This is a genomic window from Tsukamurella pulmonis (assembly GCF_900103175.1).
GTDB classification, from domain to species: Bacteria; Actinomycetota; Actinomycetes; order Mycobacteriales; family Mycobacteriaceae; genus Tsukamurella; species Tsukamurella pulmonis.
In genome coordinates this window covers 2,799,364-2,824,878 of the sequence record NZ_FNLF01000002.1, presented here as the reverse complement: position 1 = coordinate 2,824,878, position 25,515 = coordinate 2,799,364, and the positions used below count along the sequence as shown (strand labels likewise).

Below are 25,515 nucleotides of genomic sequence, written 5' to 3'. Positions count from 1 at the left end.
ACATCTCCTGCGCTGAGTGGTTCAGTTAATCAGAGTCTCACTCTAAAGTAGAGTCCGACTCCTGTCTAGAGTGTGACTCTGATTTGGAGGTGGGGGCTCGGTGTGTCGGTCCGGGGAGTGGTCGGGTCAGGAGGAGGGAGTGCCCGCTCGATTACGATCAGCGGCGATGACGATGGAAGAGCCGGTGGGCCCGGCGGCGCGCGGTGAACGGCGGCGAGCCAAGACGCGCGCTGCGATCATTGCCGCAGCCGAGGACCTACTCGGGCGTACCGCCCCGGAGTCGGTCCGCATCGAGGATGTTGCTGCTCGTGCCGGAACGGCCCCCGCGACGGTGTACGTCCATTTCGGTACCAAGGACGGGCTCGTCGCGTCTACGACCGAGCGCCTGTTGACGGCGGCGTTCGAGGAGGTCGCCGCTGCGAGTTCCGGCGGGGGGAGCGCGGTCGAGCGAGTGGTTGCGACCGGGCGCGCCTACTTGCGCATGCTCGTCGACAGGCCGGCGCTGACCCGGTATCTGATCGCGCGCGAACTCCGGACCGACGAGCCGGTGTCGCCCACGGATGCGCGCATCGACCGTCAATTGGAGGCGACGAGGATCGCGTTCGAAGGCCTGATTCAGGACTCTATCGACGCCGGTGAGGTTCTCCCGTTGGATGCACGCTTGATGTCGCACTTCCTGTTCGGTGCCTGGGTGGGGCTGGCCGCGTTGTCGCTCGAGGGTAATCCGCGGCCGCTGAGTGCCGAGGATGTGATCCGGTCCGGCGATCAGGCGTTGGAGGTACTGACGCGTGGCACCACGGCGGGCGGGGTCCGTTAGCTCGTTACGAGCGCAGTCGTGGAGCCGCGTAGTCGCTCGCGATCGTTTGGCTTGTGAGCGTGTGAATGCGGCGCATCACTTCGTCGGTCGCATCGCGGATCCCGTGCTCGTCGATGAGGCCGCCGATTTCGAGCGGAGCGCCGAAACGCACTGTCACGCGGCCCGGTCGGAGCGACCGTCGCGGGCCGGGCGGGTTGACGGTGTCCGTGCCGCTCAATCCCACCGGTACGACCACTGCGCCCGGCACCTGCTGGGCGACCCGCGCGAGTCCGGTGTGTCCCCGGTAGAGGCGCCCATCGGGGGAGCGGGTGCCCTCGGGGTAGATCCCCCAGGCGCCGCCCCGTCGAAGATGAGCGACCGCTGCGTTCAGCGCGGCGGTGCCGCCACCCGATCGGTCGACGGGGATCTGCCCCGCGGACTGGAAGAACCAGCGCGACAGCCGACCACGGACCCCGGTGCCGGTGAAGTACTCCGACTTCGCCAGGAAGGCGATCTCCCGCGGCGCTGCCAGGGGGAGGACCAGGGAGTCGACCTCCGCGAGGTGATTCGCTGCCAGGATCACCGGACCGTGCCGAGGAATGTTTCCGGCACCGATCGCCTCGACGCGAACAACGGCGCGCAGCGCCGGACCGATCAGAACGTGTTTGTACAGGGAGTAGAACACGGTGACCTCCTCCAATTCGTAGACACTGTCTACGTGTGCTTGCCAGCCTGCCTCAGTCCGTAGACACTGTCAACGTGGATGCGACACGAGAAGCTCTGATCCGCGCCGGAACCGTCATGGTGGATGCGGAGGGCGTCGCCGCGGTGGGGGTACGGTCCGTCGCGGCGGCCGCGGGGCTGTCACACGGGGCCCCACGGAGGTACTTCCCGACGCTCGCTTCGCTGCTCGCGGCCATCGCCAGGGAGGGGGTCGACGATCTCGATCGCGTCCTGGCACCCGCGCTGGCGGGCGGCATCGACGACGCGGCGGTGGCGTACTGGCGCTTTTCCGCGGAGCGCCCGCACATGTTCGATCTGATCTTCCGCCACGATCTGCTCGACGGTGCCGGTGGGAACCTCCGTGAGGTCACCCGCCCCTGGATCGACGCGCTGGCGGAACGTCTCGGGGGCATCGATCGCGCGATCGAGCTGTGGTCGGCGATCCACGGCCTCTGTGTCCTCGCCCGCACAGCGGCCATCGCAACCACGGGGGTGACCGTGGACGAGAGGTACGTCCGCGCCGTCGCCGAACGCCTCGCGGCCGCCTGATACGGACGACGCCGCCCGCTCCTGAGAATCAGGGGCGGGCGGCGTCGTGAGAAGAGCTGCGGCTCAGTACTTGCCGAAGGCGAGGGCCACGTCGTGGCCGCCGAAGCCGAACGAGTTGTTCAGGGCGTACGTGAAGTCGCCCTTGCGCGCCTCGCCGTGCACCACGTCGAGCTCGATCTCCGGATCCTGGTTCTCCAGGTTCAGGGTGGGCGGGATGACGCCGTCGCGCAGCGACAGCACCGTCAGGGCGGCCTCGAGGGCGCCGACGGCGCCGATCGAGTGGCCCAGCGCGCCCTTGGGGGCGTAGATCGCCGCGTCGGTGCCGACGACCGCGTTGATGGCCTTGGCCTCGGCGAGGTCGCCGATCGGGGTCGCGGTCGCGTGCGCGTTGATGTAGTCGATGTCCGAGCTCTGCAGGCCGGCGGTCTGCATGGCGCGCTTCATGGCGCGCGCGGCGCCGCCGCCCTCGACGTCGGGGGAGACCATGTGGTAGCCGTCCGAGGTGATGCCGGCGCCGAGCAGGCGGGCGATGGGCTTCGCGCCGCGGGCGAGGGCGTGCTCCTCGGTCTCGATGATCATCAGCGTCTGCGCCTCGCCGAAGACGAAGCCGTCGCGGTCCTTGTCGAACGGACGCGAGGCGGCCAGCGGATCGTCGTTACGGGTCGAGAGCGCGCGCATCATGGCGAACGGGGCGATGACGGGGCTGTCGATCTTGCCCTCGATGCCACCACAGACGGCGATATCGGCGTCGCCCATGACGATCTGGCGCCAGGCGTGGGCGATGGCCTCGTTGCCGGTCGAGCAGGCCGACACCGGGGCGATGGCGCCCGCGCGGGCGCCGATCTCCAGCGCCGAGACGGCGCAGGCACCGTTCGGCATGGCCATCTGGACGGTGAACGGCGAGACCTTGCGGACGCCGTGGTCGCGCAGCGCGTCGACGGCCTCGACCATCGACTCGCCGCCGCCGAGGCCGGTGCCGACGACCGCGGCGAGGCGGTTGTGGTCCACGTCGGGGCGTCCGGCGTTGTCCCACAGGCGCTTGGTGATCACGTGTGCGGCCTGCTCCACGTAGGACATGCGGCGCTTGCTGACGTGCTGCTTGCTGATGTCGCCCGCGTACTTGCGGTCGGGGCGCTCGGGGACCTCGGAGGTGGGGTCCTCGAGCAGCTGGCCGCCGAAGCGGACCGGGAGATCGGCGATGTCCACGCCGATGAAATCGCCCTTGAGCTCGCGAATGCCGCTCTTGCCGGCCAGGAGGCCGGCCCACGTGGACTCGGTGTCGGTGCCGATCGAGGTGGTCATCTCGATCGCGGTGACCACGACGTTGGGGAACTGTCCGCCGAGCGTGCTGAAACTCCGGATGTCTGCCATGTCCTCCATGAAACAGGATCGGACCGCCCATCCGGCTGTTCTCAGGTGAGAACTTCACAGCCGTCTCTTGTGGGATCGTCACGAACCGTTCGGTTCACCTTCAGTCCTCGTCCGCTCCGCGGTCGACGCGGAGCACCCCGTCGACGCCGCCGAGCGTCGCGCCCGCCTCCGTCACACCCCGTCCCACCAGCGATAACGCGACGGTGACCTCCCGGTCGGGCCCGTCCTCGCCGGCGGGGCCGTCGAGGACGGTGAGCGAGGCCACACTCCAGCCCCGGCGCGAGCACGAGGCGAGGACGTCCCGTAGTACGCCCGCCCCGTCGCGGTAGGTGACGGTGAGGCTGCGCTCGGCCGTGCCGCGCGCCGCGACCATCCGGCCCAGCGGCGTGAATCCGAGAACCGCGACGAAGTGCAGCCCCGTCACCGCGACCGCGAGGATCTCCAGTCCGGCGCCGGCGGCCATGCCGATCGCGGCGGTCTCCCACACGGCGGCGGCTGTGGTGAGGCCCCGGATCGCGCCGCGCCGCGTGATGATCAAGCCGGCGCCGAGGAAGCCGATGCCCGAGACGATCTGCGCAGCGACGCGGGACGGATCGAGGACCACGGTCTCCGGGGCGAGCACGTTGCTGAAGCCGTACTTGCTGACCAGCAGGATCAGGGCCGACGTGGTGCCGACGATGGCCTGGGTGCGCAGGCCGGCGCTCTTGCCGCGGAACTCGCGCTCGAGCCCGACCACGGTGGACAGGGCGAACGCGAGGACGAGTTGCTCGATCTGGCGCCATCCCTGGCCGGCGCTGATCCATGAGTCCGCGAGCGTGCTCACACCTCCATGGTGCTCCCGATCTGCTCGGATGCAAGCGGTTCCCGCGCACGGAGCAGGAACGTCGACGCCACGGCGCCGATCGCGACCGCGAAGCACAGCAGAGCGAAGGGCAGGTTCCCGACGGGATCGCCCGCGGCGGTCACGCCGTTCTCCGCGCGGAAGTAGTCGGGCAGCGCGGCGATCCACAGCCCGGCGAAGACCACGACGTACAGGCTCGCGTACGTCTGGACCAGGCGGTTGCGGTGCGCCGGAATCGACGGTGCGCCCGCCGTCGACGCCCGCCGGACGGCGTACAGCGCGGCCGCCGCCATCAGCGCCAGTTCCAGGGCGTAGACGGTGCCGCGCACCGTGTCGCCGGCCAGCCCGAGGATCGTGGCGGGCAGGGGCAGCAGGAAGGTGCCCACCGAGGCCGCGAGCCCGATGACGACGGTGCGCCACACCAGCTGAGGGCCGGCGAACCGGACGCCCGCATCGACGTGGCGGCCGACCATGAACTGGACGCACAACGCCAGCGACATGGGCCAGAGCGCGGCGAAGACCACGACCGAGCCCATCGGGACGGACGCGAAGAACGGCAGGTTGATCGGATTGTCGGGCGCCCACTCCCACCAGCGCAGCTGCGGGCCGAGGTGGTCGAAGATCTCGTAGAACGCGCCGTGCACCAGACCGACGGTGCACGCGCCCAGGATGATGCCGCACCGCCGGAACACGCCGAGCATCCGGACGATCTCGAACGACATCGTCGCCATCAGGGGGTAGATCGCCACGATGTAGAGCGGCAGCCGGCCCCACAGGAATTCGACCGTGAACAGGTTGTGCGCGAACATCGTGTCCACGTACCCCTCGATGCCGAACGCGCCCGGGAAGTACAGCGGCGGCTCGATGACGAACAGGTACGCCGTCGCGCCGAACCAGACCGCGAGATTCGTCGCATCGCCCTGCCGCCAGCGCCGGAAGGCGTGCACCAGCATCAGGATCGAGCCGACGATGATCGTCACCTCCAGCGCCGGCAGCGTCCAGTTCTCGAGCTGGAACGGGCTGCGGACGGAGACCAGCCCGCCGGTGTCGTCGCAGGTGAAGCCCATACGGCGCGCGAGCGCGTCGAACGTGGGGGTGCACAGGTCCATCGGTCAGGCCCCGATCGCCGCGGAGGAGGCGTACCAGCGGGTGCAGTCCACGCCGCTGTCGTAGCGTCGCAGCCATTCCCCGGCGAGTTCCGGCAGGTTCTCGTGCGCGGGATCGTGCAGCGGCATCTGGCTCCGGATGATGCCTTTGAGTGCGACGGCCTGCTCCGCCTTGGGGAGTACGTCGAAGGCGCGCGGCATCGCTCCCTTCGTCAGGTGCGGCGCGACGGCGACGAGCACCTTCTGCTTGAGCCGGTACCGGCCGAACATCGACAACGCATCGACGTGCCGGTCCTTGAGCGGCACATGCTGATTGAAGCCCGCGCAGGCGATGCGGATCACCTTGAGCACGTGCGCGAAGATCGACGGCGCCATCCGCATCCGGTACACCTCGCTGCCCACGATCGCGTTGTAGATGATGAGCGCGGAGCTGCGGTGCTCGACCTCTTCGACGAAGTGCCACAAGAACATCGACGCGACCCGATCGTCGCCGGGGCGGAACAGTGCCTCCTCGTTGTCGAGCATGAGCTTGAACACCGGCGTGAACGTCGCCTCGAGATCGGCCGTGTACGCCAGCCGGTAGTCCGTGGAGGTGGCTTCGGTGAGCAGGTCGAATTCGCCGATCACCGCGTCGAGGGTGTTCTCCAGGCCCGGGTACTGGGCGATGAGGGCCTGGACGTGCCGACGGTGCGCGGTCGAGTGGTGCCCCTCCTGCTGCATGAAGGCGTTGGCCTCCGCTGCGACCTCCGGGTCGGCGAACTCCTTTCGCAGCTGAAGGATCAGCTTGACGATCATCTTCTCGAAGCCGACGGCGAGGAAGCTGACCGCGTTCATCATCGACGAGAAGGCGGGGTTGTCCGGGTTCCACACGAAGGGCACGGGCGCCTCGTCGAAGTGGAAGTCCATCTTGCGGGGGTGCAGGTCCGTCATGGGGCGACCATACACATAGAACACGTTCTGTATGTTGAGAACGCGCGAAGCTGTAGCCTGGGGCGATGGCACGCAGGGGATGGGGTGGTTCGCCGCCGGGCGGCGACGAGGAGGCGTCCGCGCGCATCGTCGCGGCCGCGGTGGAGATCATCGGCGAGCGCGGCACCACGTCGATCGCGGAGGTGGCCGACGCACTCGGCGTGATCCGGCAGACGGTCTACCGCTACTTCCCGACCGTCGACGCGCTGCTGCAGGCCGCGGCCGTGCAATCGGTGGGTGCGTTCCTGGACCGGCTCGCGGCCCACGTGCACGGCATCGACGACCCCGCGGAGGCCGTGGTCGAGGGCATCGTCTTCACTCTCGATCAGGTGCCGCGCGCCCCGCACCTGCGGCTCATGCTGGCGGGCGAGTACTCGCACACCGAGGCCATCGCGTCCGGGCAGGCCATGGCCTTCGGCATGACCATGATCCAGCGCTTCGACGTCGACTGGTCCGCCCACGGCTACGACGAGCAGCGGCTGCGCGAGCTCGTGGAGTTCCAGCTGCGCATCATGCAGTCCTTCTTCATCTCCCCGGGCGACCCGCCCCGCGCGCAGGACGAACTGCGCGCATACCTCCGTCGATGGGTGGCCCCCGCCGTCGGCGACCTGCGCTGCAACCCCGCTGCAACGCTTGACTCGTAGTGTTCCAGATCACACCGACAGGAACCGTCGGTGAAACACGCCGATACCGGCCCGGAAACACGCCGGGAACAGGATCGACCGTGATCAGGAAGGCCGATATGAGTACAGAGCGCCAGGCGCCGCAACAGCTCCACCACGACGGGGTGGACGCGACCATCGAATCCGACGACTACCTCGCCAAACGCACCCTCCGCTCCGGCTCGGCCGGATGGGTGCTGCTCGCGGGCCTCGGCGTGAGCTACGTGATCTCCGGCGACTACGCCGGCTGGAACAACGGACTCGCGCAGGGCGGATGGGGCGGCCTGGCCATCGCCGCGGTGATCATCGCCGGCATGTACCTCGCGATGGTGCTCGGCATGGCCGAGATGTCCTCGGCGCTGCCCGCGGCCGGCGGCGGCTACACCTTCGCCCGACGGGCGATGGGCCCCTGGGGCGGCTACGCCACGGGCATCGCGATCCTCATCGAATACTCCATCGCGCCCGCAGCGATCGCCACCTTCATCGGCTCCTACGTCGAATCACTGAACCTGTTCGGCATCACCGACGGCTGGTGGGTCTACCTGTTCGTCTACGCGCTGTTCATCGGCATCCACCTCACCGGCGCCGGCGAGGCACTCAAGGCGATGTTCGTCATCACCGCGATCGCCCTGGTGGGCCTGGTGATCTTCGCGGTCTTCGCCATCGGGAAGTTCGACGCTCACAACCTCACCGACATCGCCGTGACCGACGCCGCAGGCGCGTCGAGCTGGCTGCCGTACGGCTACCTCGGCATCTGGGCGGCCGTGCCGTTCGCGATCTGGTTCTTCCTCGCCATCGAGGGCGTTCCGCTCGCCGCGGAGGAGGCGCGCGAGCCGGAGAAGAACGTGCCCCGCGGCATCATCGTCGCGATGGGGATCCTCGTCCTCACCGGCGCCACCGTCTTCCTCCTCGCCCCCGGCGCCGCCGGAGCGAGCGCGATGGCCGGATCCGGCAACCCGCTGGTCGAGGCGCTGGGCGACGGCACCGCGGCGAAGGTGGTCAACTACATCGGCCTCGCCGGCCTGGTCGCGAGCTTCTTCTCGATCATGTACGCCTACTCCCGCCAGACCTTCGCGCTCTCGCGCGCGGGCTACCTCCCGAAGAGCCTCTCGATCACCAACGCGCGCAAGGCGCCGGTCCTCGCGCTCATCGTCCCCGGCGTCATCGGTTTCGCCCTCTCGCTCACCGGTAAAGGCGCGATGCTGCTCAACATGGCCGTCTTCGGCGCCGCAGTGAGCTACGTGCTCATGATGGTCAGCCACATCGTGCTGCGCCGCCGCGAGCCCGACATGCCGCGCCCGTACCGCACGCCCGGAGGCATCGTCACCACCTCGTTCGCCCTGGTCATCGCGTGCGCCGCTGTAGTCGCGACGTTCCTCGTCGACCCGACCGCGGCGGGCCTGACCCTCGCGGCGTTCGCCGCCTTCCTCGTCTACTTCGGCGTCTACAGTCGCCACCACCTGGTGGCCAACTCGCCCGACGAGGAGTTCGCCGCCCTCGCCGACGCCGAACGGGAACTGCAGTGAGGCGCACCCACGCGGCGCTGCTCGCCGCGGCGCTCCTGGCGCTCGCACCGCTCGCCGGCTGCACCACGAGCGACGCACAGGACGAGGCCGCCGAGTGCCGCAGCCTCGCGGCCGACGCGGGCTGGTACGGCGACAACCACGACCGCCTCCAGCAGCTCATCGCCGAACGCGGCCACTGCGGTGCCGGGCACGACGGTGCCGCCCCCGTCGCCCTGTTCGACTGGGACAACACCGTGGTGCGCAACGACATCGGCTCGGCGACCGCGTACTGGATGATCCGCACCGGCAAGATCCGCCAGCCCGCGAACGGCGACTGGCGGACCACCAGCCGCTACCTCGTCCCCGAGGCGGCGCAGGCCCTCGCCGCGGCGTGCCCGACCGCGCTCGCGGCGCCGGGCGCACCGCTGCCCACGGACCGCGACACCCGCTGCGCCGACGCGCTCGTCGGCGTCGTCGACGACGGCGAGATCGGCGGCAGGGCCGCGTTCGCCGGCTACGACCACCGCCGCATGGAGCCCGCGTACGCCTGGGTCGTCCAGCTCATGGCCGGGTACACCGAGGCGGAGGTCGAGGACTTCGCGAAGGCCGCCCGCACCGAGGCGCTCGCCGCGCCCGAGGGGGCGAAGCAGGTCGTCGGGACCACCGAGGTGGCCGCCTGGGTGCGCTACTACAGCCAGATCAAGGACCTGATCGGGACGCTGGTGGACAACGGCTTCGACGTGCGGATCATCTCCGCCTCCGCACAGCCCGTCGTGCGGGCATGGGCGCCCGAGGTCGGGCTCGCGCCCGACAAGCTGATCGGCATCCGCCCCGTCGTCGCCGACGGGAAGATCGCTCCGCACCTGCGCGGCTGCGGCGACGTCCCCGACGGCGACGACTCGGTGATCAACTACATCGACGGCAAGCGGTGCCTGGTCAACCAGGAGGTCCTCGGGATCACCGGTGCGCAGGCCTGGCAGCGAGCGCCGGAGGACCGGCGGCAGGTGTTCTCCGCCGGCGACTCCGTCACCGACCTCACCTTCCTCGGCGACGCCACCGGCCTGCGGCTGGTGATCAACCGCAACGTCCCCGAGCTGATGTGCACCGCCTACGCGAACGCCGACGGCAAGTGGCTGGTCAACCCCATGTTCATCGAGCCGAAGCCGCAGGCGAAGCCGTACGCGTGCGCGACCGCGGGCACCGACGCCGCCGGTGCGAAGGTGCCCGTCCGCGGCGCCGACGGCGCCCCGTTGGGGTCCGTCGCGGATACCGTCTACTAGAAGTCACGTCTGAAAACGGAGCAAGCATGATCCGCACCCAATCCGTCCGCGGGGAGAGTTTCACCTTCACGTCCATGGCCGACCTGCTGGCCAAGGCGACGCCGCTGCGGTCGGGCGATCAGCTCGCCGGCTGCGCGGCGGCGTCCGACGCCGAGCGGGCCGCCGCGAAGTGGGCCCTCGCGGAGGTCCCTTTGACCGCGCTGCTCGAGGAGCTCGTGGTGCCGTACGAGTCCGACGAGGTCACCCGCCTCATCATCGACAGCCACGACCGGTCCGCCTTCGCCCCGATCGCGCACCTGACCGTCGGGGACCTGCGGGACCTCCTGCTGCGGATCGCCGTCGCCGACGATGCCGGTGCCCGGCTCGCCGCGCTCGGACCTGCCCTGACGCCGGAGATGGTGGCGGCGGTGAGCAAGCTGATGCGCAACCAGGACCTCATCGCCGTCGCACGCGCCGTCCGGGTCACCGCGGGCTTCCGCACCACCGTCGGGCTGCCGGGCACGCTCGCCACCCGCCTGCAGCCGAACCACCCGACCGACGATCCCCGCGGCATCGCCGCCGCCACCCTCGACGGTCTGCTGCTCGGCTGCGGCGACGCGGTGATCGGGATCAATCCCGCCACCGACTCGCCGCACGCCACCTCGGACCTGCTGCACCTGCTCGACGAGGTGCGCACCCGCTTCGACATCCCCACCCAGTCGTGCGTGCTCAGTCACGTCACCACGACGCTGGGGCTCATCGAGCAGGGCGCCCCCGTCGACCTGGTCTTCCAGTCGATCGCCGGCACCGAGGGCGCCAATTCCGCCTTCGGCGTGACGATCCGACTCCTCGAGGAAGCGAACGCCGCCGCGCGCGAGCTGGGGCGCGGCACCGTCGGGAACAACGTGATGTACCTGGAGACGGGGCAGGGCTCGGCGCTCTCGTCCGGCACGCACCTGGGCACCGACGGCGCGCCCGTCGACCAGCAGACGCTCGAGACCCGCGCCTACGCCGTCGCCCGGCACCTCGATCCGCTGCTGGTGAACACCGTGGTCGGGTTCATCGGGCCCGAGTACCTCTACGACGGCAAGCAGATCACCCGCGCCGGACTCGAGGACCACTTCTGCGGCAAACTCCTCGGCCTGCCCATGGGCGTGGACGTCTGCTACACCAACCACGCCGAGGCCGACCAGGACGACATGGACGACCTGCTCACGCTGCTCGGCGTGGCCGGGGTGTCGTTCGTCATCACCGTTCCCGGCGCCGACGACGTGATGCTCGGCTACCAGTCGCTCGCCTTCCACGACGCGCTCTACGTACGGCGCGCACTCGGCCTGCGGCCCGCGCCCGAGTTCGATGCCTGGCTCGCGCGGCAGGGGATGACCGACGAATCCGGTGGCCTCCGCGACGTCGCGGTCGAGGCGTCGCCGCTGCGCGAACTCGCGGCGGGGGTGCCGCGGTGAGCGCGCCCCAGCGGACCGACTCCGCCTTCTGGGACGCCCTGCGCACCACGACGCAGTCGCGGATCGGGCTGGGGCGCACCGGCGACGCGCTGCCCACACGGCGGGTCCTCGAATTCGCCGCCGCGCACGCGGCTGCACGCGACGCCGTGCATCAACCCCTCGACGCCGACGAATTCCTCTCCCGCGCCCGTGATCTCGGACTCGGCGAGCCCGCCGTCGTCACCAGCCGGGCGGCCGACCGCGGCGAGTACCTGCGCCGCCCCGACCTGGGCCGGGTGCCCGCGGACCTGACCGGGGTGTCGACGGTGCCGGACGCCGACGTCGCGCTCGTGCTGGCCGACGGTCTCTCGCCCAAGGCGCTCACCGACCACGGCATCGCGCTGGCCGCCGCGATCATCGCCGCGCTGCCGCCCGACGTCACGGTGGCACCGCCCGTGATCGCGACGCAGGCCCGCGTCGCGCTGGGCGACCACGTCGCCCGCGCGCTGGGCGTGCGGACCCTCCTCGTGCTCATCGGGGAGCGACCGGGGCTCTCGGTCGCCGACAGCCTCGGCATCTACCTGACCCACCGCGCCGATCCCGAGGACTTCGGCATCGGGGTCACCGACGCGCACCGCAACTGCATCTCCAACATCCACCCGCCCGAGGGCCTCGGTTACCCCGACGCCGCCAGGATCGCCGCAGGTCTCGTCGTCGGCGCACGGCGACTCGGCCGGTCCGGCGTCGATCTCAAGGACACCTCACGCGCGGAGCTGGAAGGCGCTGACCAGCGCGGACTAGACTGAGCGCACCCGCGGCGAAGGAGTAGGCGATGATCGGCAAGCGGATCCAGGAGAACATCGAGGCGGTCACCAGGATCGCGGCCGATTCTGTGCGCAAGTCCGGCGAGATCGTCGAGGGCGCGGGCGAGGCGCTAGGCGGCGATGTGAAGGGCGGCGTGGGCCGCATGGCCGCGAGCGCGGCGGACATCGCGACGTCGGCGACCACCGAGGGCGTCAAGCTCGCGGGGGAGAACCTCGTCGCGGCCCGCGAAGTCTCCGATGCGGTGGCCGACAAGGTGACGCGTAAGGACTGATCAGCGCGCGGTCCGGCGGTACCCGCCCGGCGTGAAGCCGAGCACCTTGCGGAAGTCGCGCACGAGATGCGGCTGGTCGGCGTAGCCGAGCTCCGCGGCGATCTCGGCGACCGTGGTGTCCGGTTCCGTGCTCAGCCGGTGCGCCGCCTCCTGCAACCGGCGGCGATGGATCAGGGCGAGCGGCGTCAGGCCCACGAAACGACGGGTCAGGCGCTGTGCCGTCCGCGGCGAGACTCCGATCGTCGCCGCCGCGTCCTCCACGGTGAGGATCGTCTCGTCCTCCTCGATCGTGACGACGAGGCGGTTCGCGAGCGCGGCGTCGTCGGTCACCGTCGGAACCCGTGCCGTGAGCCAGGATTCGACGGCGAGGCAGGCGCCCGCGAGGTCCCCGCGCGTCATCGCCGCGGTGACGTCCGCGTGCAGGTCCGGTGCGTCGACGGTGGGGTAGCCGTTCAGGATCGCGCGGGCGTCGTCGGTGACCGCGGGGGTCGCCGCGGGCCTCAGGAGCGCACCCACGGCCCATCCCGTGCTGACGAGGTCGCGGTGCGAGCGCTCCGTCGTGGCGCCCGCGAGACCGACCAGATCCGTCTCGACGACGAGGTTGAGCGCGGGGAAGGCCAGTACGTCCTGGCGCGAGGTGCGGCCGGGCGCGATCTCCCACTGGGAGATCCAGAACCAGCGCACCAGTGCGTCCGCTGCGGGGGACGGCTCCCGGCGCTCGAAGGTCGGCAGCTGCGCCGGGTAGAGGATGCCGCGGGGGTTCACGGATCGATCCTAGGCGCGCGGGATCTGTCGCGAATGTTCAATCGGTGCGGCGGGGTGCGCTCGTAACGTCGTCGGCATGACAGAGAACATCGCCGCCGCGAACGGCGCACACACCACCGACGGCGTCCCGCACTCCTTCTCCTCGCTGACGCCCTTCCTCGCGATCCCGAACGCCAAGGCGGCCATCGACTTCTACGTCTCGGTCTTCGGGGCCCGCTCACGCGGCGTCACGGAGATGGGAGGCGTCGTCGTGCACGCCGAGCTGGACTTCGGTCACGGCCGCCTTCAGCTCGGGGAGCCGAACGAGCAGTTCGGCCTCATCGCGCCGCCCGGCGGCGACGCCGACTGCTACTCGCTCGGGCTGTACTGCAGCAGCGTCGATGACGTGGTCGCGCGCGCCGAGGCCGCGGGCGCGACGATCCGGGAGCCGGTGGCGAATTTCGTCTCCGGCGACCGGTTCGCCAGCATCCGCGACCCGTTCGGCGTGCGCTGGTCGATCATGACCCGCGTCGAGGATCTCAGTGACGAGGAGAGCGCCGCGCGGGTCGAGGAGTGGGCGGCGACCCAGGGTTAGTCCGCTACCTGCGGCGGGATCGGGTCGAGCGGCTGCGGAGTGTCCTGCGGCATCGTCTGGAACCGCACGTCGGCCGAGCCCGGGGGATTGGCGTTGGCGTCACCGGGGTTCAGCCACTTGAACCGTACGGTGATCTGGCCGGGGCCGTTGCTCCCGACCACCGAGGTGTATCCGTGTGCCTTCTTCGTCGGGGTCCCGGCAAACTTCTGACGGTCGAAGAGCAGGACCTGTCGGGGAGAGCTGACGGTGCCGTGGATTCCGAGCGATACCCAGTTGAGGGTGCAGTCCACCGACCCGCCCATGGCTTCGACGACCCACGGCACTCCGGGCATCGGCGGCGCGATCGAGGCGATCGCGCTGTCGATCCGGTCCTGCGGGATCTCGGGGCAGGTGACGGGCGCGGCACCCGCTGTCCCGGCCCCGACGGTGGCGGTCGCGATCCCCGTGGCGGCCGCCGCAGCGGACAGGGCGAGTGCGGTCAGAGGCTTGCGCATGGCTTCGGTCCTTCCTTGACGGGAGGTCGACGCTGGCTCCATCGACGGGCACTGGTTGTATCGAGTAACGATCTGTCGACGTTACCTCGCGAGGGTCGCCCCCGGTTACTAACCTGGAGACATGAGCGAGGAACAGGGCAGCTACGTCACCGCGAACAAGCCGTACGAGCGGGACACCCGCTACATCGAGACCCGCATCACCAGGGACGGCCGCGACGGCTATCCCGTGGAGGCGGGGCGCTACCGGCTGGTGGCTTCGTACGCCTGCCCGTGGGCCACCCGGACCATCATCGTGCGGCGGCTGCTCGGGCTCGAGGACGCGATCTCGCTGGGCATCGCCGGCCCCACCCACGACAAGCGGTCCTGGACGTTCGACCTCGACCCGGGCGGTCTCGACCCCGTGCTGCAGATCCCGCGCCTGCAGGACGCGTACTTCAAGCGCGTCCCCGACTATCCGAAGGGCATCACCGTGCCCGCGATCGTCGACGTGCCGACGGGCGCCGTGGTTACCAACGACTTCCCGCAGATCACGATCGACTTCTCGCTGGAGTGGACCGACTTCCACCGCGACGGCGCCCCGCAGCTCTACCCCGAGGACCTGCGCGGTGAGATCGACGAGGTCAACAAGCTGGTCTACCGCGACGTGAACAACGGCGTGTACCGCTGCGGTTTCGCGGGCTCGCAGGAGTCCTACGACGCCGCCTACGATCAGCTCTTCTCCCGGCTCGACTGGCTCAGTGAGCGGCTCGCGACGCAGCGGTACCTGGTGGGCGACACCATCACCGAGGCGGACGTGCGGCTGTTCACCACGCTGGCGCGATTCGATCCCGTCTACCACGGGCACTTCAAGTGCAACCGGGAGAAGCTCAGCGAGATGCCGGTGCTGTGGGCGTACGCGCGGGATCTGTTCCAGACGCCCGGTTTCGGCGACTCCACCCACTTCGACCACATCAAGCGGCACTACTACGAGGTGCATCGCGACATCAACCCGTCGGGCATCGTCCCCAAGGGGCCGGACCTGAAGAACTGGTTCACCGAGCACGGCCGCGAGAAGCTCGGCGGCAGCCCGTTCGGCTCCGGCACCGCTCCCGCGCCGCTACCGATCCCCGCCGGCTGAGATCCCGGCGCAGGGGTAGTCCGAGTAACCCTCGGCGGTGCGGCCGTACAGCACGTCCTCCCGGATGGCGGCGAGCGGTAGCGATCGCCGAATACGCTCCACGAGATCGGGGTTCGCGATGAACGCCCGGCCGAAGGAGACCAGGTCGGCGCCGTTGCAGAGGGCCAGCTCCGCCGCTGTCGCCGACGTGGGTGCGCGGTTCTCGCCCACGTTGGCGATGACGGTGCCCGCGAATCGCGGCCGGAGGTCGCCGAGTGCAGGGTAGTCGTCGTTGTCGGTGAGGTGCAGGTACATCAGATCGCGGTCGCTCAGCTCCCCGACGAGTGCGCGGTAGAGGGTGGCGGGGTCGTGCTCGATCATCGAGAACTGCGGGTTTCCGGGCGAGAGCCGGATCGCCGTGCGGCCGGCGCCGATGGCGTCGGATACGGCGTCGACCACCTCGAGGGCGAACCGCAGCCGGTTCGCCGTGGAGCCGCCGTAGCGATCCGTACGCAGGTTGGTGTTGTCCGCGAGGAACTGATGGATCAGGTAGCTGTTGGCGCCGTGCAGTTCGACACCGTCGAATCCCGCCGCAACAGCCCGGCGTGCTGACGCTACGTACTGCTCGATCGCCCGCGCGATGTCGGTGGCGGTCATCGCTGCGGGGCGCGGCCACGTCGTCTTCGAACCGTCCAGCAGGTGAAGGACGTCACCGTCGGGCACGGCCGACGGACCGGCGGGGATCGAACCGTCGATCCGGGCGCCGGGATGTCCCTTGCGCCCGCCGTGCATGAGCTGCGCGACGATCCTTCCGCCTTCGGCGTGCACGGCGTCGACGACCCGTGCCCACGCGCGCTCGTGCCGATCGGTCGCCAGGCCGGGGACCCACGCCTCGCTCTGCCCTGACGGGTGCGGCCACATCCCCTCGGACACGATCAGACCCGCGCTGGCGCGCTGGCGGTAGTAGTCGGCGACGTCGACCGTCGGCGAGCCGTCGGGCTCCGAACGCAATCGCGTCATGGGCGCCATGACGACGCGATTGGGAAGGTCGAGAGTGCGGCTGCGGTACGGCGTGAGGAGGGACATGCCCGTACGCTAAAACCTGACACCAGTGTGAGGGGCAAGAGATGCGGATCGGAGAACTCGCGCAACGCACCGGAGTGAGCGTGCGCTCGCTGCGCTACTACGAGGAGAAGGGGCTTCTGGCCTCGACGCGCACGGGCGCGGGGCAGCGGCTCTACCCGGACCGTGCAGTCGATCGGGTGGTGCGCATCCAGGAACTGTTCGCCGCAGGCCTCACGAGCACGGTGATCGCTCAGTTGCTGCCGTGCATCCACGATGAGGACGGATCGCCGAACGCGAGCGCCACGCCCTGGCTCACGGAGACACTACGTGCGGAGCGCAACCGCATCGACGCGGGCATTCGCGATCTGGTCCGGGCAAGGGAGGTTCTCGACGGCGTGATCGATACCGCAGGATCGCAGCGGTCCTCCGGATCGGTTTAAGCCGCTTGCGACGGTGCGGTGGATCGGTGGACATGTCCTGTGGGGGTGTGGGTTTCGACGGTGTGCCTCCCCGACGGGTCCGATCCGACCGTGGACGTCCAGCCTTCGGCTTCCTTGGCGTAGTTGCACGCCGCGCACAGACCCTGCCCGTTCTCGAAGCTCGTCGGCCCGCCTCTCGCGTGGGGGACCACGTGATCCGAATGCGCGATCGGCGCATCGCAGTACGGGGTGCGGCAGTACCGGTCCCGGGCGCGGATCATCTCCGCCAACCCGTCGGGGAAGCAGCGTTGCCGGGAGTCCATCGCGACGATCGCGCCGGATTCGGGGGTGATGTAGAGGCGTTTGACCCACGCGAGACCCGCGGCGGTGGCGTGGCCGATGAGGTTGCGGGCGATTTCCGCCGGCAGTGTGCCGCCGCCGTCGAGGTGCGCGGTGCCGGGCCGATCGCCCAGCAGGACGGTCGCGGGGATGGTCAGGTTCACCAGCACGGGTTGGCCGTCGATCGATGCGCGGCCGGTGAGGCGGGCGAACGCGGTGTCGGCCATGATCTGCCCGCGCGTGCGGAGCTCGGTGCCGTGGCCGAGGAGGGTGTCGGCGTGTTTGCGCAGGTGCGCGTACGCGCCGACCGCCTGCGCCAGCGGCAGCAGTAGCGAGACCCTGGCCATGCCTTCGGGGAGCGGGCGGATGGTGACGGTGCGGTCCTTCTCCGCGGAGGCGTTCCGGTCCACGGTGGCCCGCGCATCGAGCGCGTACGCGATCTGCTCGACGTGGGCGGCGAGTTGCTTGAGTCCCATCCCCGCCAGGGTCGCCGGGTCGGCGCACAGTTGCTGATCCGCGGTCTGCCGATCCGCGATATCCAGGTGCGCCAGGCCGCCGATGATCACCGGGATCGCCTCCGGGGCGAGGTCCCCGTCGTGCAGGCGGGCGCGGGTGTGCGGCAGGTGCCGCTCGAGCTCCACTGCGCGGGCGAGGAACTTCGCGGCGGTGTGCGGGGACAGGTGCAGCGCCAGGGCGAGTTCCGCGGCGACGCCCTGCTGCCAGCGGTCCTGGCCCACACCGGCGGCGATCCGCTCGCACACCCGCTCCCGCAGCAGTGACGCCGCGAGGGCGTACTGTTCGAACACCAGACGGCACCGTCGGACTTCACTCGAACGCAACCGATCGATCACACCGCCATCGGGAGGCCGATCAACCTCCGCTTCATGAACTTTCTCCATGACTTGACGCTACGCCGACCCACCGACAAGTTTTCGATTGGATGGCATGATATCGAAAATCAATCAGACTCGGAAGCGGCCCGACCTGACGGCGTCCGCGACGCGCCCGAGAGTGCGCGTCGGGGCCTCGTCCGACGTGTCGATCACGTGCGACTCGTACCCGCCGAGGTCGGCGAACTGCTGCCACATCGCCACGAGCGGCCCCTCGTCGACGAGAGCGTCGATGCCCGTCCGCGCCTGCGCGCGCTGGAGCGTCCGGTCGAGCGAGGGACGCAGCACGACGTAGTGGAGCTCCACCTCGGGCGGTGTGTCGCGGAAGTGCTCGAGCATCCATGGGCCGACGACGCCGTCGACGACGGTGGTGAAGCCGCCCAGCGCGTAACCGAACGCCGCGCCCGCGACGACACCCATGACGATGTCGTTCTGGTGCGCGGACTCCGGCTCGTACGGTGCGATCGCGCCGGCCACGATGGCGGCCCAGAAGTCGTCGGAGTGCAGGTGCACGCCGGGCGTCGTGCTGCGGGCCAACGCTGCGGAGACGGTGCTCTTACCGGACCCCGGTGGGCCCGTCAGAACGATGACGGTGCGGCTCATGCTGTGCGTCCTCCTGTCGTGTTCGCATCCGACTCTCCGAGGGGCGCCCCTTCGCTGTCAACGGGTTTCCCTGGGCCGAGACGTCGCGGTCAGTGGAGATCGCGTTCGCGAAGGAAGTCGATGACGGCGCGCGCGGCACAGTCGGCCTCCTGTTCCGCGGGGTAGTGGCCGGAGTCGGACAGGACGACCCCGCGCACGTCCTTCGCGACCGGACGCAGCCCCTCGGCGACCGCCGTCCCCATCGCGTACCGCCCGCCGAGCCCGAGTACCGGCACCGTGACCGGGTGGGTGCGCAGGCGTGCCACGTCGTCGAGGTCGACGGTCCGCGTGCGGTAGTACTGCAGCGCGGCCCGGTGGACGTCGGTGGGGCGGTACGCGTCGACGTAGGCGCGCACGACTGCGGGGTCGAGCGCTGCCGGACCGGCGCTCTGCCGGAGGAAGGCGCCGTAGAAATCGTCCTCGCGGCCGGGGACGAGGCCCTCGGCGAGGCCCGGCGCCCGGTTGAACGCGCCGTGCCAGTCCGGGTAGTGCGCGCTGCCCGGCGCGGGAACGCCCACGTCGATCCCCGGCAGGATCTCCTCCTCGACGACGAGCGCGCCGACCAGGTCCGGGGACGCCGCCGCGAGGTGCACCGCGACGGTTCCGCCCCAGTCGTGGCCGATCACGGCGCATCGCCGAACCGACTGCGCTGCCAGCTGATCGAGCACACGGTCGACCAGCGTGCTCTTGCGGAAGTCGCGCACGCCGTCGGCGCTCACCCCCAGGCCGGGCAGGCTCATGGGGAGCGGGGTGAAACCCGCGTCGCGCAGCCGGGGCAGCAGGTGGCGCCAGTGCAGGTCCGTGACGGGCCAGCCGTGCAGCAGCACGATCGGTGGCCGCGCCGTCACGACGCGGACCCGCGCAGGTGCGCCGCTGCGAGATCGGCGACGGCGAAGTCCCGCTCGCGTTCGGCGCTCTCGCCGTCCTCGTCGAACCACGCCGCCGACAGTCCGGCGAAGGCGAGCACCCAGCGCAGCAGGCGTTCGCGTGGCACGCCGGACGCGGCGACGACGACCGCGAGCTGCCGCGCGAACCGCACCGGATCGGCTGCGGTGGGCAGGTCCGGATTGGTCAGCAGGTTCGCGTAGTCGTAGCCCCGCTCGCCCACCACGCATTTGGGATCGATCGCCAGCCAGCCGCGCGCCCCGAAGTCGAGGACGTTGTCGTGGTGCACATCGCCGTGCAGCACCACCGGGTCGCGCGGGTCGGCGAACAGGCCGAGAGCGGCGTCCCATGAGCGTCGGTACCGCGGGTCGTCCCCGTGCGCCCTCTCCAGCGATGCGAACCACTCGCGCAGCGGAACGAGCTCGGCGTCGGGCGCGCCCGGGCGGGGCCGGTGCAGGTGTTCGACGGTGCCGCACAGGATCCGGGTCGCTTCGTCGTCGCGACCGTCGAGGGCCATCGTCATGAGGCTCGCGGTTCCGGTCGCCCGCTCCATGAGCACGATGTCGCCGTCGTGCGCGAAGACCTCGGCGGCACCGTCGCCGCCCCACCAGCGCAGCACCGCGGCCCCGGCCCGCTCCTCGGAGGTGTTGGCGCGCTTGAGCATCGCCGGCCGGTCCCGCCATCGCACGGGCAGCAGGTCGCTGCCGGGCGTGTCGAACGGCGCACCGTCGGGGGAGAGGCTCCATCGGTCGAGGGCATCGCACCAGCCGGCGAGGGGATCCACGCTGCCAGCCTATCGAGGCGCCTCTCAGCGCCGGTACAGCGCCGCGGTGCTCACGCCGAGCGGGATGTCGAACTCCTCGGTCGGAAGCAGGCGGCGGAGCGTGTCCGCATCGACGAACTCCATGGTGGACGAGTCAGCAGCGCACGAGTTCCGCGCTCGGCGTGCGGTCGCGCATCACGACGAAGGCGGCGAGGGCGGTGGCGACGAGCAGCAGGCTCGATACGCCGACCGTCGTGGTCACCGCATCGACCCAGGCCGAACGCGCGGCGTCGGCAAGGGCGGGGGCGCCGGGCCCGGTCATCGCATCGACGCGCGCCAGGGTGTCGCCGAGCGTGCGCGACATGCCGTCGTGCCGGGTGAACACCGCAGTCGCGATGGAGCCCAGCACGGCGAGGCCGAGGGCGGTGCCGAGCTCGAAACTCATCTCCGACATCGACGAGGCCTGGCCCGCTCGCTCCGGCGGCGCGGCGTCGAGCGCGACCGCGGAGACGAAGGTGAACAGGGTCCCGTAGCCGACGCCGGCCACGACCGTGCCGAGCACGTACAGCCACGACGGGCCGTCCGTACCGAGGCCGACGAGCAGCAACTGGCCGGCGGCCGCGAACAGCAGTGCTGTCACGAAGGTCGCACGCCGCCCCAGGTACTGCTCGATCCACGGAGCCCGCAGCGAGAAGTACGCGACCACCGCGGCGGCGGGGAGGCCGAGCAGGGCGGCGGCCAGCACGTCGAAACCGACGACCGACTGCAGGTAGATGCCCGTGAGGTAGGACATCGAGCCCAGCGTGGACATCGCCAGGATGGTGCCGACGATGGCCATGGTGAACACGCGGTTGCGGAACAGGTCGAAGGGGATCAGCGGGTACGGCGTGCGACGCTGCTGCGCGATGAACGCCACGAGCATCAGCGCGCCGAGGCCGCCGATCAGGAACGTGCTCCCGTGCACCCCGTGACCCGCTGCGGACTTCACGGCGTAGACCAGGGGGAAGATCGCCGCCATCGACAGCCCGACGCCCACGAGATCGAAGCGCGCGGCGCCTCCGCCGCGGAACTCGGGGATCAGCAGCGGTCCCGCGATGAGGAAGGCCAGGAACACCGGCGCGTTGATCAGGAACACCGAACCCCACCAGAAGTGGTGCAGCAGCACGCCGCCGATCACGGGGCCGACGGCCATGCCGAAGGAGAAGGCCGCGGTCCAGACGCCGATCGCGATGCCCCGCGCCTTCGGGTCGCGGAACATGTTCGCGATGAGCGCGAGGCTCGCGGGCAGTAGGGTGGCGCCGCCGACGCCCATGAGGGCGCGCGCGGCGATGAGCAACTCGGGCGACGGCGCGAAGGCTGCGATCACCGATGCGACGCCGAACAGTCCTGCGCCCCAGGTCATCAGGCGCCGGCGACCCCAGCGATCGCCGAGGTTACCCATGGTGATCAGCAGGCCGGCGAGCATGAACGGGTAGATGTCGAGGATCCACAGCTGCTGCTCCGGGCTCGGATGCAGGGCGACGGTCAGGTGCGGCATCGCCAGGTAGAGCACCGACGCGTCCATCGAGACCAGGAACACCGGCAGGAGCAGTGCTGCGAGGCCGGCCCAGGCGCGGCGCGGGGTGGTGGACACTTCGATCTCCTCAGAAGAGCGGGGGCGGGCGCGTACGGCGTACGCATGACGACTGGGTACACTGTACGCATCACCGTCGAATCCGGTCAACGGAGAAAGGGCGCAGGTGTCCGAGACCACCCTGACCCGCGAGGCCATCGTGGCCGAGGCCGTGCGCCTCGCCGACGAGGGAGGCCTTGAGAAGGTGTCCATGCGGCGGATCGCCGACGCTCTCGGCGCCGGGGCCATGTCCCTGTACCGCCACGTGCCCGACAAGGACGCCCTGGTGCGCGACATGGCCGCCACCGTCGGCGCGGAGTACCTCTACCCGCCCGAGTTGATGGGCGATCCCGACTGGCGCACCCGCACCCATGTGGCGGCCGAGGCCGACATGCGGCTCTACCTGCACCACCCATGGGTGCTGCTCGCGCACTCGATGCCGCGCGCGGCGATGGCTCCGTCCGCGGTCTCCTGCTTCAACTGGCTCGTCGAAGCGTTCACCCACCTCACCGGGAACGTTCCCGATGCGGCCGAGCTGACGCTGCACGTGTGGAACCACGTCCAGGGAGCCGGGATCGGCGCCGTCGGACGGCTCCTGCTCGCGCCCGGCGCCTCGCTCGAGGGCGCGGGTTTCGTGGCGGACCTCGCGGAGAACCCCGTGATCGAGGATCTGCCGCTGCTCCAGGAGCTCGTGGCGGTGGACCGGCCGGATCTGTGCGCCGCCATGCCCCTGCTGCACGCCGGCATCGGCGCGCTCTGCGACGGCTTCGCGCAGCGCTACCCGCGCTGAAGCGGCGCTCGTCGGGGTGAGGCGGCCGGCGCCGAACCGTCGACGCGCGTTCAGCGCCGCGCCACCGTCGATTCAAACCGATGGTCCAGCGTGGAACCGTGACCACCGCTAATCGGCGCACGTTCCTCAGGGGAGCCCTCGGCGGCGGTATCGTCGCGGGCATGGGGCTGCTCCCGTCGTCGCTGACCGACGCACTGGCCGAACCCGCCCCCGCCGGCGGGCTGGCCGATCTCGAGCACGTGATCTTCCTGATGCAGGAGAACCGGTCCTTCGACCACTACTACGGCACCCTGCGCGGTGTGCGCGGTTTCGCCGACCCCGCGGCCATCCGCCTCCGGTCGGGCGGGGACGTCTTCTTCCAGCCCACCCGCTCGGGCCTGACGGTGCCGCCCTTCCCGGTGCGCGGGGCCGCCGACCGCCAGCGGATGGACGCGGAGAACATCGACGCGCTCGACCACACCTGGAAGGGCGGCCACGCCGCGCTCGCGGACGGCTGGCACGACGGGTGGATCGCCGCTAAGACCGATTCGACGATGGCGTACTACGACCGCGAGGACATCCCGTTCCACTACGCGCTCGCCGACGCCTTCACGATCTGCGACCACTACTACTGCAGCTCGCCCACGTCGACCTCGCCGAATCGCAACTTCTTCTTCTCCGGTACCACCGGCTACGAGCCCGGGACGGGGGAGCGGGCCGTCGAGAACAGCGCCTACGACCGCGGCCACCCCGGCTACGACTGGCCGTGCATCGGCGAGATCCTGCAGGATGCGGGCGTGCCCTGGCAGGTCTACCAGGAGTGGGACAACTTCACCGACAACAACATCGAGTTCTTCCGCCGCTTCAAACGAGTCTCCAAGCAGGTCTTCGGCGACTTCGGCACCGAGATCGACGACTTCTACCAGGGCCTGCGACGCCTACCGGAGGCGGAGGCGCACCGTCGATCCGGGGAGGTGGACGCCCGGGCCCGGGCGCTCCCGCGGACCGAGCGCGAGTTGTTCTTCCGCGGTCTGCGCCGCACCGCCACCGGGACGCTCACCGACCGGATCGCCGCCGACATCGCCGCCGGCACCCTGCCCACCGTGAGCTACGTCGTCGCCTCCGAGCGGGAGTCCGAGCACCCCAGCGGCTCCTCGCCGCGCGCCTCGGCGAACCTCGTGCACCGCATCCTCGACGCACTCGGCCGCAATCCCGCGGTCTGGCGCAAGACGGCGCTGTTCCTGCTCTACGACGAGAACGACGGCTACTTCGATCACGTCCCGCCGCCGCGTCCGCCGCGCGACCTGGCGGACGAGTGGGTCGGCGGTCTGCCGCTCGGGCTCGGCGATCGTGTGCCGATGACGGTGGTCTCCCCGTGGACGGTCGGCGGTCACGTCGCCTCGGAGACCTTCGACCACACCTCCACGCTGCGCTTCCTCGAGCGCTGGCTGGGGATCGCGGTGCCGGCGATCTCGTCGTGGCGGCGCACCGTCTGTGGTGATCTCACCAGCGCCTTCGACTTCCAGGTGCCGCAGGGACTCCCGACGCAGGCGCACCCGCGGCCCGTCGGCGCGCTCTCCCCGCGGTGGAAGCCGCACGCGCCGGCCGTGGGACGGCGCCCCGCGCAGGAGCCGGGGGAGCGCCCGGCGCGCCCCGTGCCCTACGTTCCGGGGGCCACCGCCGTTCCCCGGCCCGACGGTGTCCGCGTGCGCCTGACCAACACCGGATCCCGCAGCGCGCACTTCACCGTCTTCCCTTACCACGCACCGGATTCCGTTCCGCTGCACGCCGACGTCCTCGGCGAGGTGCAACTCGACGTGCCGGCCCCGGGCGGCCGCTACGACCTGCTCGTGCTGGGGCCCGCCGGTGAGCACTGGCGGTTCGTCACCTCTCCTGCCGTCGAAGGATGAACGCCGCCGTCCCGGCGATGCGCGCGTCGCCGTCGCGGGCGAGGTCGCGGAGGGCGGCGTCGGCGCCGTCGGTCCGGATCTCCGCGAGCGCCTGGACGATCCGCTGCCGCTCGTCGTAGGCGGTGCTCGTGGTCGCGATGTCGGCGAGCCGGGTGCTGATCGCCTCCGGCGCGGGCGTGATCGTCGCGATGACCCCCAGAGCCTCGGCCGCATCGACGTCCTTGCGGCCGGTGCGCACCATTTCGATGAGCGCGGGTACCGCCGCGGCGTCGCCCCGCCGGCCCAGCGCGACGGCCGCGAGCACTCTGACCGCTGCGTCCTCGTGCTCGAGCGCCGAACGCAGCGCCTCGTCCTGTCCCGGTACCTCGGCGAGGGCCTCGACGGCGCGGCGGCGCACCGCAGCGTCCTCCGAGCCCAGCGCGTCCACCAGCGGTGCGAGGTCCGGGCCGTCCGCCTGGGCCAGCGCCCAGCGCAGCGCGCCGGCGACGTTCGTGCTCTCCTCCCGCAGCAGCGCCTCGGCCAGGGCGTCCGACGGTGCCCGGCCGCCCGCCGCCAGGACGGCCCGTTGGCGCGCGCCGGGCGATCCGGTGTCGAGGCGGGAGAGCAGGCCCACGACGGCGAGGACCTGCTCCCAGTCCGACGGCCCGGTGGCAGCGACGTGCTGCAGTCGCTCGAACAGCTCAACCTCGAGGCGGATCCGCTCCCGGCTGCGGGCGATCATGTCCTCGAGCAGCCGCTCGGGAGCGAACGACGGATCGTCGAGCGCGCGCCCGATCTCCTTGAGCGAGAGTCCGAGTGAGCGCAGGCTCTCGACGTGGAAGATCCGCCGGATGTCCTCCGGTGCGTACTCCCGGTAGCCCGTCGAGGAGCGCTGGGAGGGCCGGACGAGGCCGAGCGCGTCGTAGTGCCGGAGCATCCGCGCGCTGACCCCCGACCGTTCCGCCACCTCGCCGATCCGCATGGCCGTCCCTCC

27 protein-coding genes are annotated in these 25,515 nt (G+C 70.6%); 13 read left to right on the top strand and 14 right to left on the bottom strand.

Going from position 1 to position 25,515, the window contains the following annotated elements; genetic code table 11:
- Nucleotides 1-166 precede the first annotated feature (166 nt).
- Nucleotides 167-817: a TetR/AcrR family transcriptional regulator gene (locus tag BLQ62_RS13840; RefSeq protein WP_068568530.1), complete on the top strand. Its 651-nt coding sequence runs from the start codon at nucleotides 167-169 to the stop codon at nucleotides 815-817.
- A 4-nt stretch (nucleotides 818-821) separates the two neighbouring features.
- On the opposite strand, the gene BLQ62_RS13835 is transcribed toward BLQ62_RS13840, so the two are convergent.
- A complete protein-coding gene (locus BLQ62_RS13835; protein WP_068568911.1) occupies nucleotides 822-1,481 on the bottom strand; it encodes a lysophospholipid acyltransferase family protein in 660 nt (219 codons plus the stop codon).
- Nucleotides 1,482-1,555: 74 nt separating this feature from the next.
- Here BLQ62_RS13835 and BLQ62_RS13830 point away from each other — a divergent pair, with 74 nt between their 5' ends.
- Nucleotides 1,556-2,068 carry a TetR/AcrR family transcriptional regulator gene (locus BLQ62_RS13830; RefSeq protein ID WP_068568528.1) on the top strand — a complete coding sequence of 171 codons (513 nt, stop codon included), beginning with the start codon at nucleotides 1,556-1,558 and terminating at the stop codon, nucleotides 2,066-2,068.
- A gap of 63 nt (nucleotides 2,069-2,131) precedes the next feature.
- Here BLQ62_RS13830 and BLQ62_RS13825 read toward each other — a convergent pair whose 3' ends face one another.
- From BLQ62_RS13825 to BLQ62_RS13810, 4 genes are all read right to left on the bottom strand, one after another.
- Nucleotides 2,132-3,439 (bottom strand): KasA/KasB family beta-ketoacyl-ACP synthase, encoded by a 1,308-nt coding sequence (locus BLQ62_RS13825; protein WP_068568908.1) that lies wholly within the window; start codon nucleotides 3,437-3,439, stop codon nucleotides 2,132-2,134.
- A 100-nt stretch (nucleotides 3,440-3,539) separates the two neighbouring features.
- Nucleotides 3,540-4,262, bottom strand: a complete 723-nt coding sequence (locus BLQ62_RS13820; protein WP_068533832.1) for an MgtC/SapB family protein — start codon at nucleotides 4,260-4,262, stop codon at nucleotides 3,540-3,542.
- Nucleotides 4,259-5,389, bottom strand: coding sequence for a DUF7802 domain-containing protein (locus BLQ62_RS13815; protein WP_068568526.1), 1,131 nt, complete (start codon nucleotides 5,387-5,389; stop codon nucleotides 4,259-4,261). Before BLQ62_RS13815 ends, BLQ62_RS13820 begins: the two co-directional genes overlap by 4 nt.
- Nucleotides 5,390-5,392: 3 nt before the next feature.
- On the bottom strand, nucleotides 5,393-6,316 hold the full coding sequence (locus tag BLQ62_RS13810; RefSeq protein WP_068568524.1) for a metal-dependent hydrolase: 924 nt from the start codon (nucleotides 6,314-6,316) through the stop codon (nucleotides 5,393-5,395).
- A gap of 65 nt (nucleotides 6,317-6,381) precedes the next feature.
- Between BLQ62_RS13810 and BLQ62_RS13805 the strand changes: the two genes are divergently transcribed.
- From BLQ62_RS13805 to BLQ62_RS13780, 6 genes are all read left to right on the top strand, one after another.
- Nucleotides 6,382-6,999 carry a TetR/AcrR family transcriptional regulator gene (locus BLQ62_RS13805; protein ID WP_068533826.1) on the top strand — a complete coding sequence of 206 codons (618 nt, stop codon included), beginning with the start codon at nucleotides 6,382-6,384 and terminating at the stop codon, nucleotides 6,997-6,999.
- A 98-nt stretch (nucleotides 7,000-7,097) separates the two neighbouring features.
- Nucleotides 7,098-8,543, top strand: coding sequence for an ethanolamine permease (gene eat / locus BLQ62_RS13800; protein WP_068568522.1), 1,446 nt, complete (start codon nucleotides 7,098-7,100; stop codon nucleotides 8,541-8,543).
- Nucleotides 8,540-9,802, top strand: coding sequence for an HAD family hydrolase (locus tag BLQ62_RS13795; protein WP_170842913.1), 1,263 nt, complete (start codon nucleotides 8,540-8,542; stop codon nucleotides 9,800-9,802). Before eat ends, BLQ62_RS13795 begins: the two co-directional genes overlap by 4 nt.
- Nucleotides 9,803-9,828: 26 nt before the next feature.
- Nucleotides 9,829-11,244 carry an ethanolamine ammonia-lyase subunit EutB gene (locus BLQ62_RS13790; RefSeq protein ID WP_068568520.1) on the top strand — a complete coding sequence of 472 codons (1,416 nt, stop codon included), beginning with the start codon at nucleotides 9,829-9,831 and terminating at the stop codon, nucleotides 11,242-11,244.
- Entirely contained in the window at nucleotides 11,241-12,029 is a 789-nt protein-coding gene (gene eutC / locus BLQ62_RS13785) for an ethanolamine ammonia-lyase subunit EutC (RefSeq protein WP_068568518.1), read from the top strand. The genes BLQ62_RS13790 and eutC overlap by 4 nt, the downstream gene beginning before the upstream one ends.
- 26 nt (nucleotides 12,030-12,055) lie before the next feature.
- Nucleotides 12,056-12,319 (top strand): Rv1893 family protein, encoded by a 264-nt coding sequence (locus BLQ62_RS13780; protein ID WP_068568516.1) that lies wholly within the window; start codon nucleotides 12,056-12,058, stop codon nucleotides 12,317-12,319.
- Here BLQ62_RS13780 and BLQ62_RS13775 read toward each other — a convergent pair whose 3' ends face one another.
- On the bottom strand, nucleotides 12,320-13,084 hold the full coding sequence (locus BLQ62_RS13775) for an AraC family transcriptional regulator (protein ID WP_068568514.1): 765 nt from the start codon (nucleotides 13,082-13,084) through the stop codon (nucleotides 12,320-12,322). It abuts the gene before it with no gap.
- Nucleotides 13,085-13,160: 76 nt separating this feature from the next.
- On the opposite strand from BLQ62_RS13775, the gene BLQ62_RS13770 reads away from it, so the two are divergent.
- Entirely contained in the window at nucleotides 13,161-13,658 is a 498-nt protein-coding gene (locus BLQ62_RS13770) for a VOC family protein (RefSeq protein ID WP_068568512.1), read from the top strand.
- Here the strand turns inward: BLQ62_RS13770 and BLQ62_RS13765 are convergent.
- The gene (locus BLQ62_RS13765; RefSeq protein ID WP_068568510.1) at nucleotides 13,655-14,152 is read right to left on the bottom strand and encodes an LppP/LprE family lipoprotein; all 498 of its coding nucleotides are present in this window, start codon (nucleotides 14,150-14,152) and stop codon (nucleotides 13,655-13,657) included. The two genes, BLQ62_RS13770 and BLQ62_RS13765, sit on opposite strands and share 4 nt — an antisense overlap.
- Before the next feature lie 121 nt (nucleotides 14,153-14,273).
- On the opposite strand from BLQ62_RS13765, the gene BLQ62_RS13760 reads away from it, so the two are divergent.
- Nucleotides 14,274-15,269 carry a glutathione S-transferase family protein gene (locus BLQ62_RS13760; RefSeq protein ID WP_068568508.1) on the top strand — a complete coding sequence of 332 codons (996 nt, stop codon included), beginning with the start codon at nucleotides 14,274-14,276 and terminating at the stop codon, nucleotides 15,267-15,269.
- Here the strand turns inward: BLQ62_RS13760 and BLQ62_RS13755 are convergent.
- Nucleotides 15,249-16,334, bottom strand: coding sequence for an alkene reductase (locus BLQ62_RS13755; RefSeq protein ID WP_068568506.1), 1,086 nt, complete (start codon nucleotides 16,332-16,334; stop codon nucleotides 15,249-15,251). The genes BLQ62_RS13760 and BLQ62_RS13755 overlap by 21 nt on opposite strands.
- Nucleotides 16,335-16,375: 41 nt before the next feature.
- Here BLQ62_RS13755 and BLQ62_RS13750 point away from each other — a divergent pair, with 41 nt between their 5' ends.
- Complete coding sequence (locus BLQ62_RS13750; RefSeq protein WP_068568503.1) at nucleotides 16,376-16,753, top strand: MerR family transcriptional regulator; 378 nt, start codon at nucleotides 16,376-16,378, stop codon at nucleotides 16,751-16,753.
- Here BLQ62_RS13750 and BLQ62_RS13745 read toward each other — a convergent pair.
- The 5 genes from BLQ62_RS13745 to BLQ62_RS13725 all read right to left on the bottom strand — a co-directional run bounded on the left by BLQ62_RS13745 (nucleotide 16,750) and on the right by BLQ62_RS13725 (nucleotide 21,884).
- A complete protein-coding gene (locus BLQ62_RS13745; RefSeq protein WP_082756894.1) occupies nucleotides 16,750-17,970 on the bottom strand; it encodes an HNH endonuclease in 1,221 nt (406 codons plus the stop codon). The genes BLQ62_RS13750 and BLQ62_RS13745 overlap by 4 nt on opposite strands.
- Nucleotides 17,971-18,033: 63 nt before the next feature.
- Nucleotides 18,034-18,564, bottom strand: coding sequence for an AAA family ATPase (locus BLQ62_RS13740; protein WP_068568500.1), 531 nt, complete (start codon nucleotides 18,562-18,564; stop codon nucleotides 18,034-18,036).
- Nucleotides 18,565-18,653: 89 nt separating this feature from the next.
- Nucleotides 18,654-19,451, bottom strand: a complete 798-nt coding sequence (locus tag BLQ62_RS13735; protein ID WP_231857738.1) for an alpha/beta fold hydrolase — start codon at nucleotides 19,449-19,451, stop codon at nucleotides 18,654-18,656.
- Nucleotides 19,448-20,272, bottom strand: coding sequence for an aminoglycoside phosphotransferase family protein (locus BLQ62_RS23865; protein WP_068568498.1), 825 nt, complete (start codon nucleotides 20,270-20,272; stop codon nucleotides 19,448-19,450). Before BLQ62_RS23865 ends, BLQ62_RS13735 begins: the two co-directional genes overlap by 4 nt.
- A gap of 133 nt (nucleotides 20,273-20,405) precedes the next feature.
- On the bottom strand, nucleotides 20,406-21,884 hold the full coding sequence (locus BLQ62_RS13725; protein ID WP_068568496.1) for an MFS transporter: 1,479 nt from the start codon (nucleotides 21,882-21,884) through the stop codon (nucleotides 20,406-20,408).
- Between the two features lie 106 nt (nucleotides 21,885-21,990).
- On the opposite strand from BLQ62_RS13725, the gene BLQ62_RS13720 reads away from it, so the two are divergent.
- Nucleotides 21,991-22,653, top strand: coding sequence for a TetR/AcrR family transcriptional regulator (locus BLQ62_RS13720; RefSeq protein ID WP_068531515.1), 663 nt, complete (start codon nucleotides 21,991-21,993; stop codon nucleotides 22,651-22,653).
- Nucleotides 22,654-22,751: 98 nt separating this feature from the next.
- Nucleotides 22,752-24,542, top strand: coding sequence for a phosphocholine-specific phospholipase C (locus BLQ62_RS13715; RefSeq protein WP_231857737.1), 1,791 nt, complete (start codon nucleotides 22,752-22,754; stop codon nucleotides 24,540-24,542).
- Here BLQ62_RS13715 and BLQ62_RS13710 read toward each other — a convergent pair.
- Entirely contained in the window at nucleotides 24,517-25,503 is a 987-nt protein-coding gene (locus tag BLQ62_RS13710; RefSeq protein WP_068568492.1) for a HEAT repeat domain-containing protein, read from the bottom strand. The genes BLQ62_RS13715 and BLQ62_RS13710 overlap by 26 nt on opposite strands.
- Between the last annotated feature and the right edge of the window lie 12 nt (nucleotides 25,504-25,515).

What these genes read in the sequence shown, in the direction of transcription:
- BLQ62_RS13815 (WP_068568526.1), bottom strand. Translation starts at nt 5,389, where the DNA reads ATGGACCTGTGCACCCCCACGTTCGACGCGCTCGCGCGCCGTATGGGC.
- BLQ62_RS13790 (WP_068568520.1), top strand. Translation starts at nt 9,829, where the DNA reads ATGATCCGCACCCAATCCGTCCGCGGGGAGAGTTTCACCTTCACGTCC.
- BLQ62_RS13750 (WP_068568503.1), top strand. Translation starts at nt 16,376, where the DNA reads ATGCGGATCGGAGAACTCGCGCAACGCACCGGAGTGAGCGTGCGCTCG.
- BLQ62_RS13805 (WP_068533826.1), top strand. Translation starts at nt 6,382, where the DNA reads ATGGCACGCAGGGGATGGGGTGGTTCGCCGCCGGGCGGCGACGAGGAG.
- BLQ62_RS13770 (WP_068568512.1), top strand. Translation starts at nt 13,161, where the DNA reads ATGACAGAGAACATCGCCGCCGCGAACGGCGCACACACCACCGACGGC.
- BLQ62_RS13840 (WP_068568530.1), top strand. Translation starts at nt 167, where the DNA reads ATGACGATGGAAGAGCCGGTGGGCCCGGCGGCGCGCGGTGAACGGCGG.
- BLQ62_RS13755 (WP_068568506.1), bottom strand. Translation starts at nt 16,334, where the DNA reads ATGTCCCTCCTCACGCCGTACCGCAGCCGCACTCTCGACCTTCCCAAT.
- BLQ62_RS13765 (WP_068568510.1), bottom strand. Translation starts at nt 14,152, where the DNA reads ATGCGCAAGCCTCTGACCGCACTCGCCCTGTCCGCTGCGGCGGCCGCC.
- BLQ62_RS13780 (WP_068568516.1), top strand. Translation starts at nt 12,056, where the DNA reads ATGATCGGCAAGCGGATCCAGGAGAACATCGAGGCGGTCACCAGGATC.
- BLQ62_RS13710 (WP_068568492.1), bottom strand. Translation starts at nt 25,503, where the DNA reads ATGCGGATCGGCGAGGTGGCGGAACGGTCGGGGGTCAGCGCGCGGATG.
- BLQ62_RS13810 (WP_068568524.1), bottom strand. Translation starts at nt 6,316, where the DNA reads ATGACGGACCTGCACCCCCGCAAGATGGACTTCCACTTCGACGAGGCG.
- BLQ62_RS13740 (WP_068568500.1), bottom strand. Translation starts at nt 18,564, where the DNA reads ATGAGCCGCACCGTCATCGTTCTGACGGGCCCACCGGGGTCCGGTAAG.
- BLQ62_RS13760 (WP_068568508.1), top strand. Translation starts at nt 14,274, where the DNA reads ATGAGCGAGGAACAGGGCAGCTACGTCACCGCGAACAAGCCGTACGAG.
- BLQ62_RS13825 (WP_068568908.1), bottom strand. Translation starts at nt 3,439, where the DNA reads ATGGCAGACATCCGGAGTTTCAGCACGCTCGGCGGACAGTTCCCCAAC.
- eat (WP_068568522.1), top strand. Translation starts at nt 7,098, where the DNA reads ATGAGTACAGAGCGCCAGGCGCCGCAACAGCTCCACCACGACGGGGTG.
- BLQ62_RS13745 (WP_082756894.1), bottom strand. Translation starts at nt 17,970, where the DNA reads ATGGAGAAAGTTCATGAAGCGGAGGTTGATCGGCCTCCCGATGGCGGT.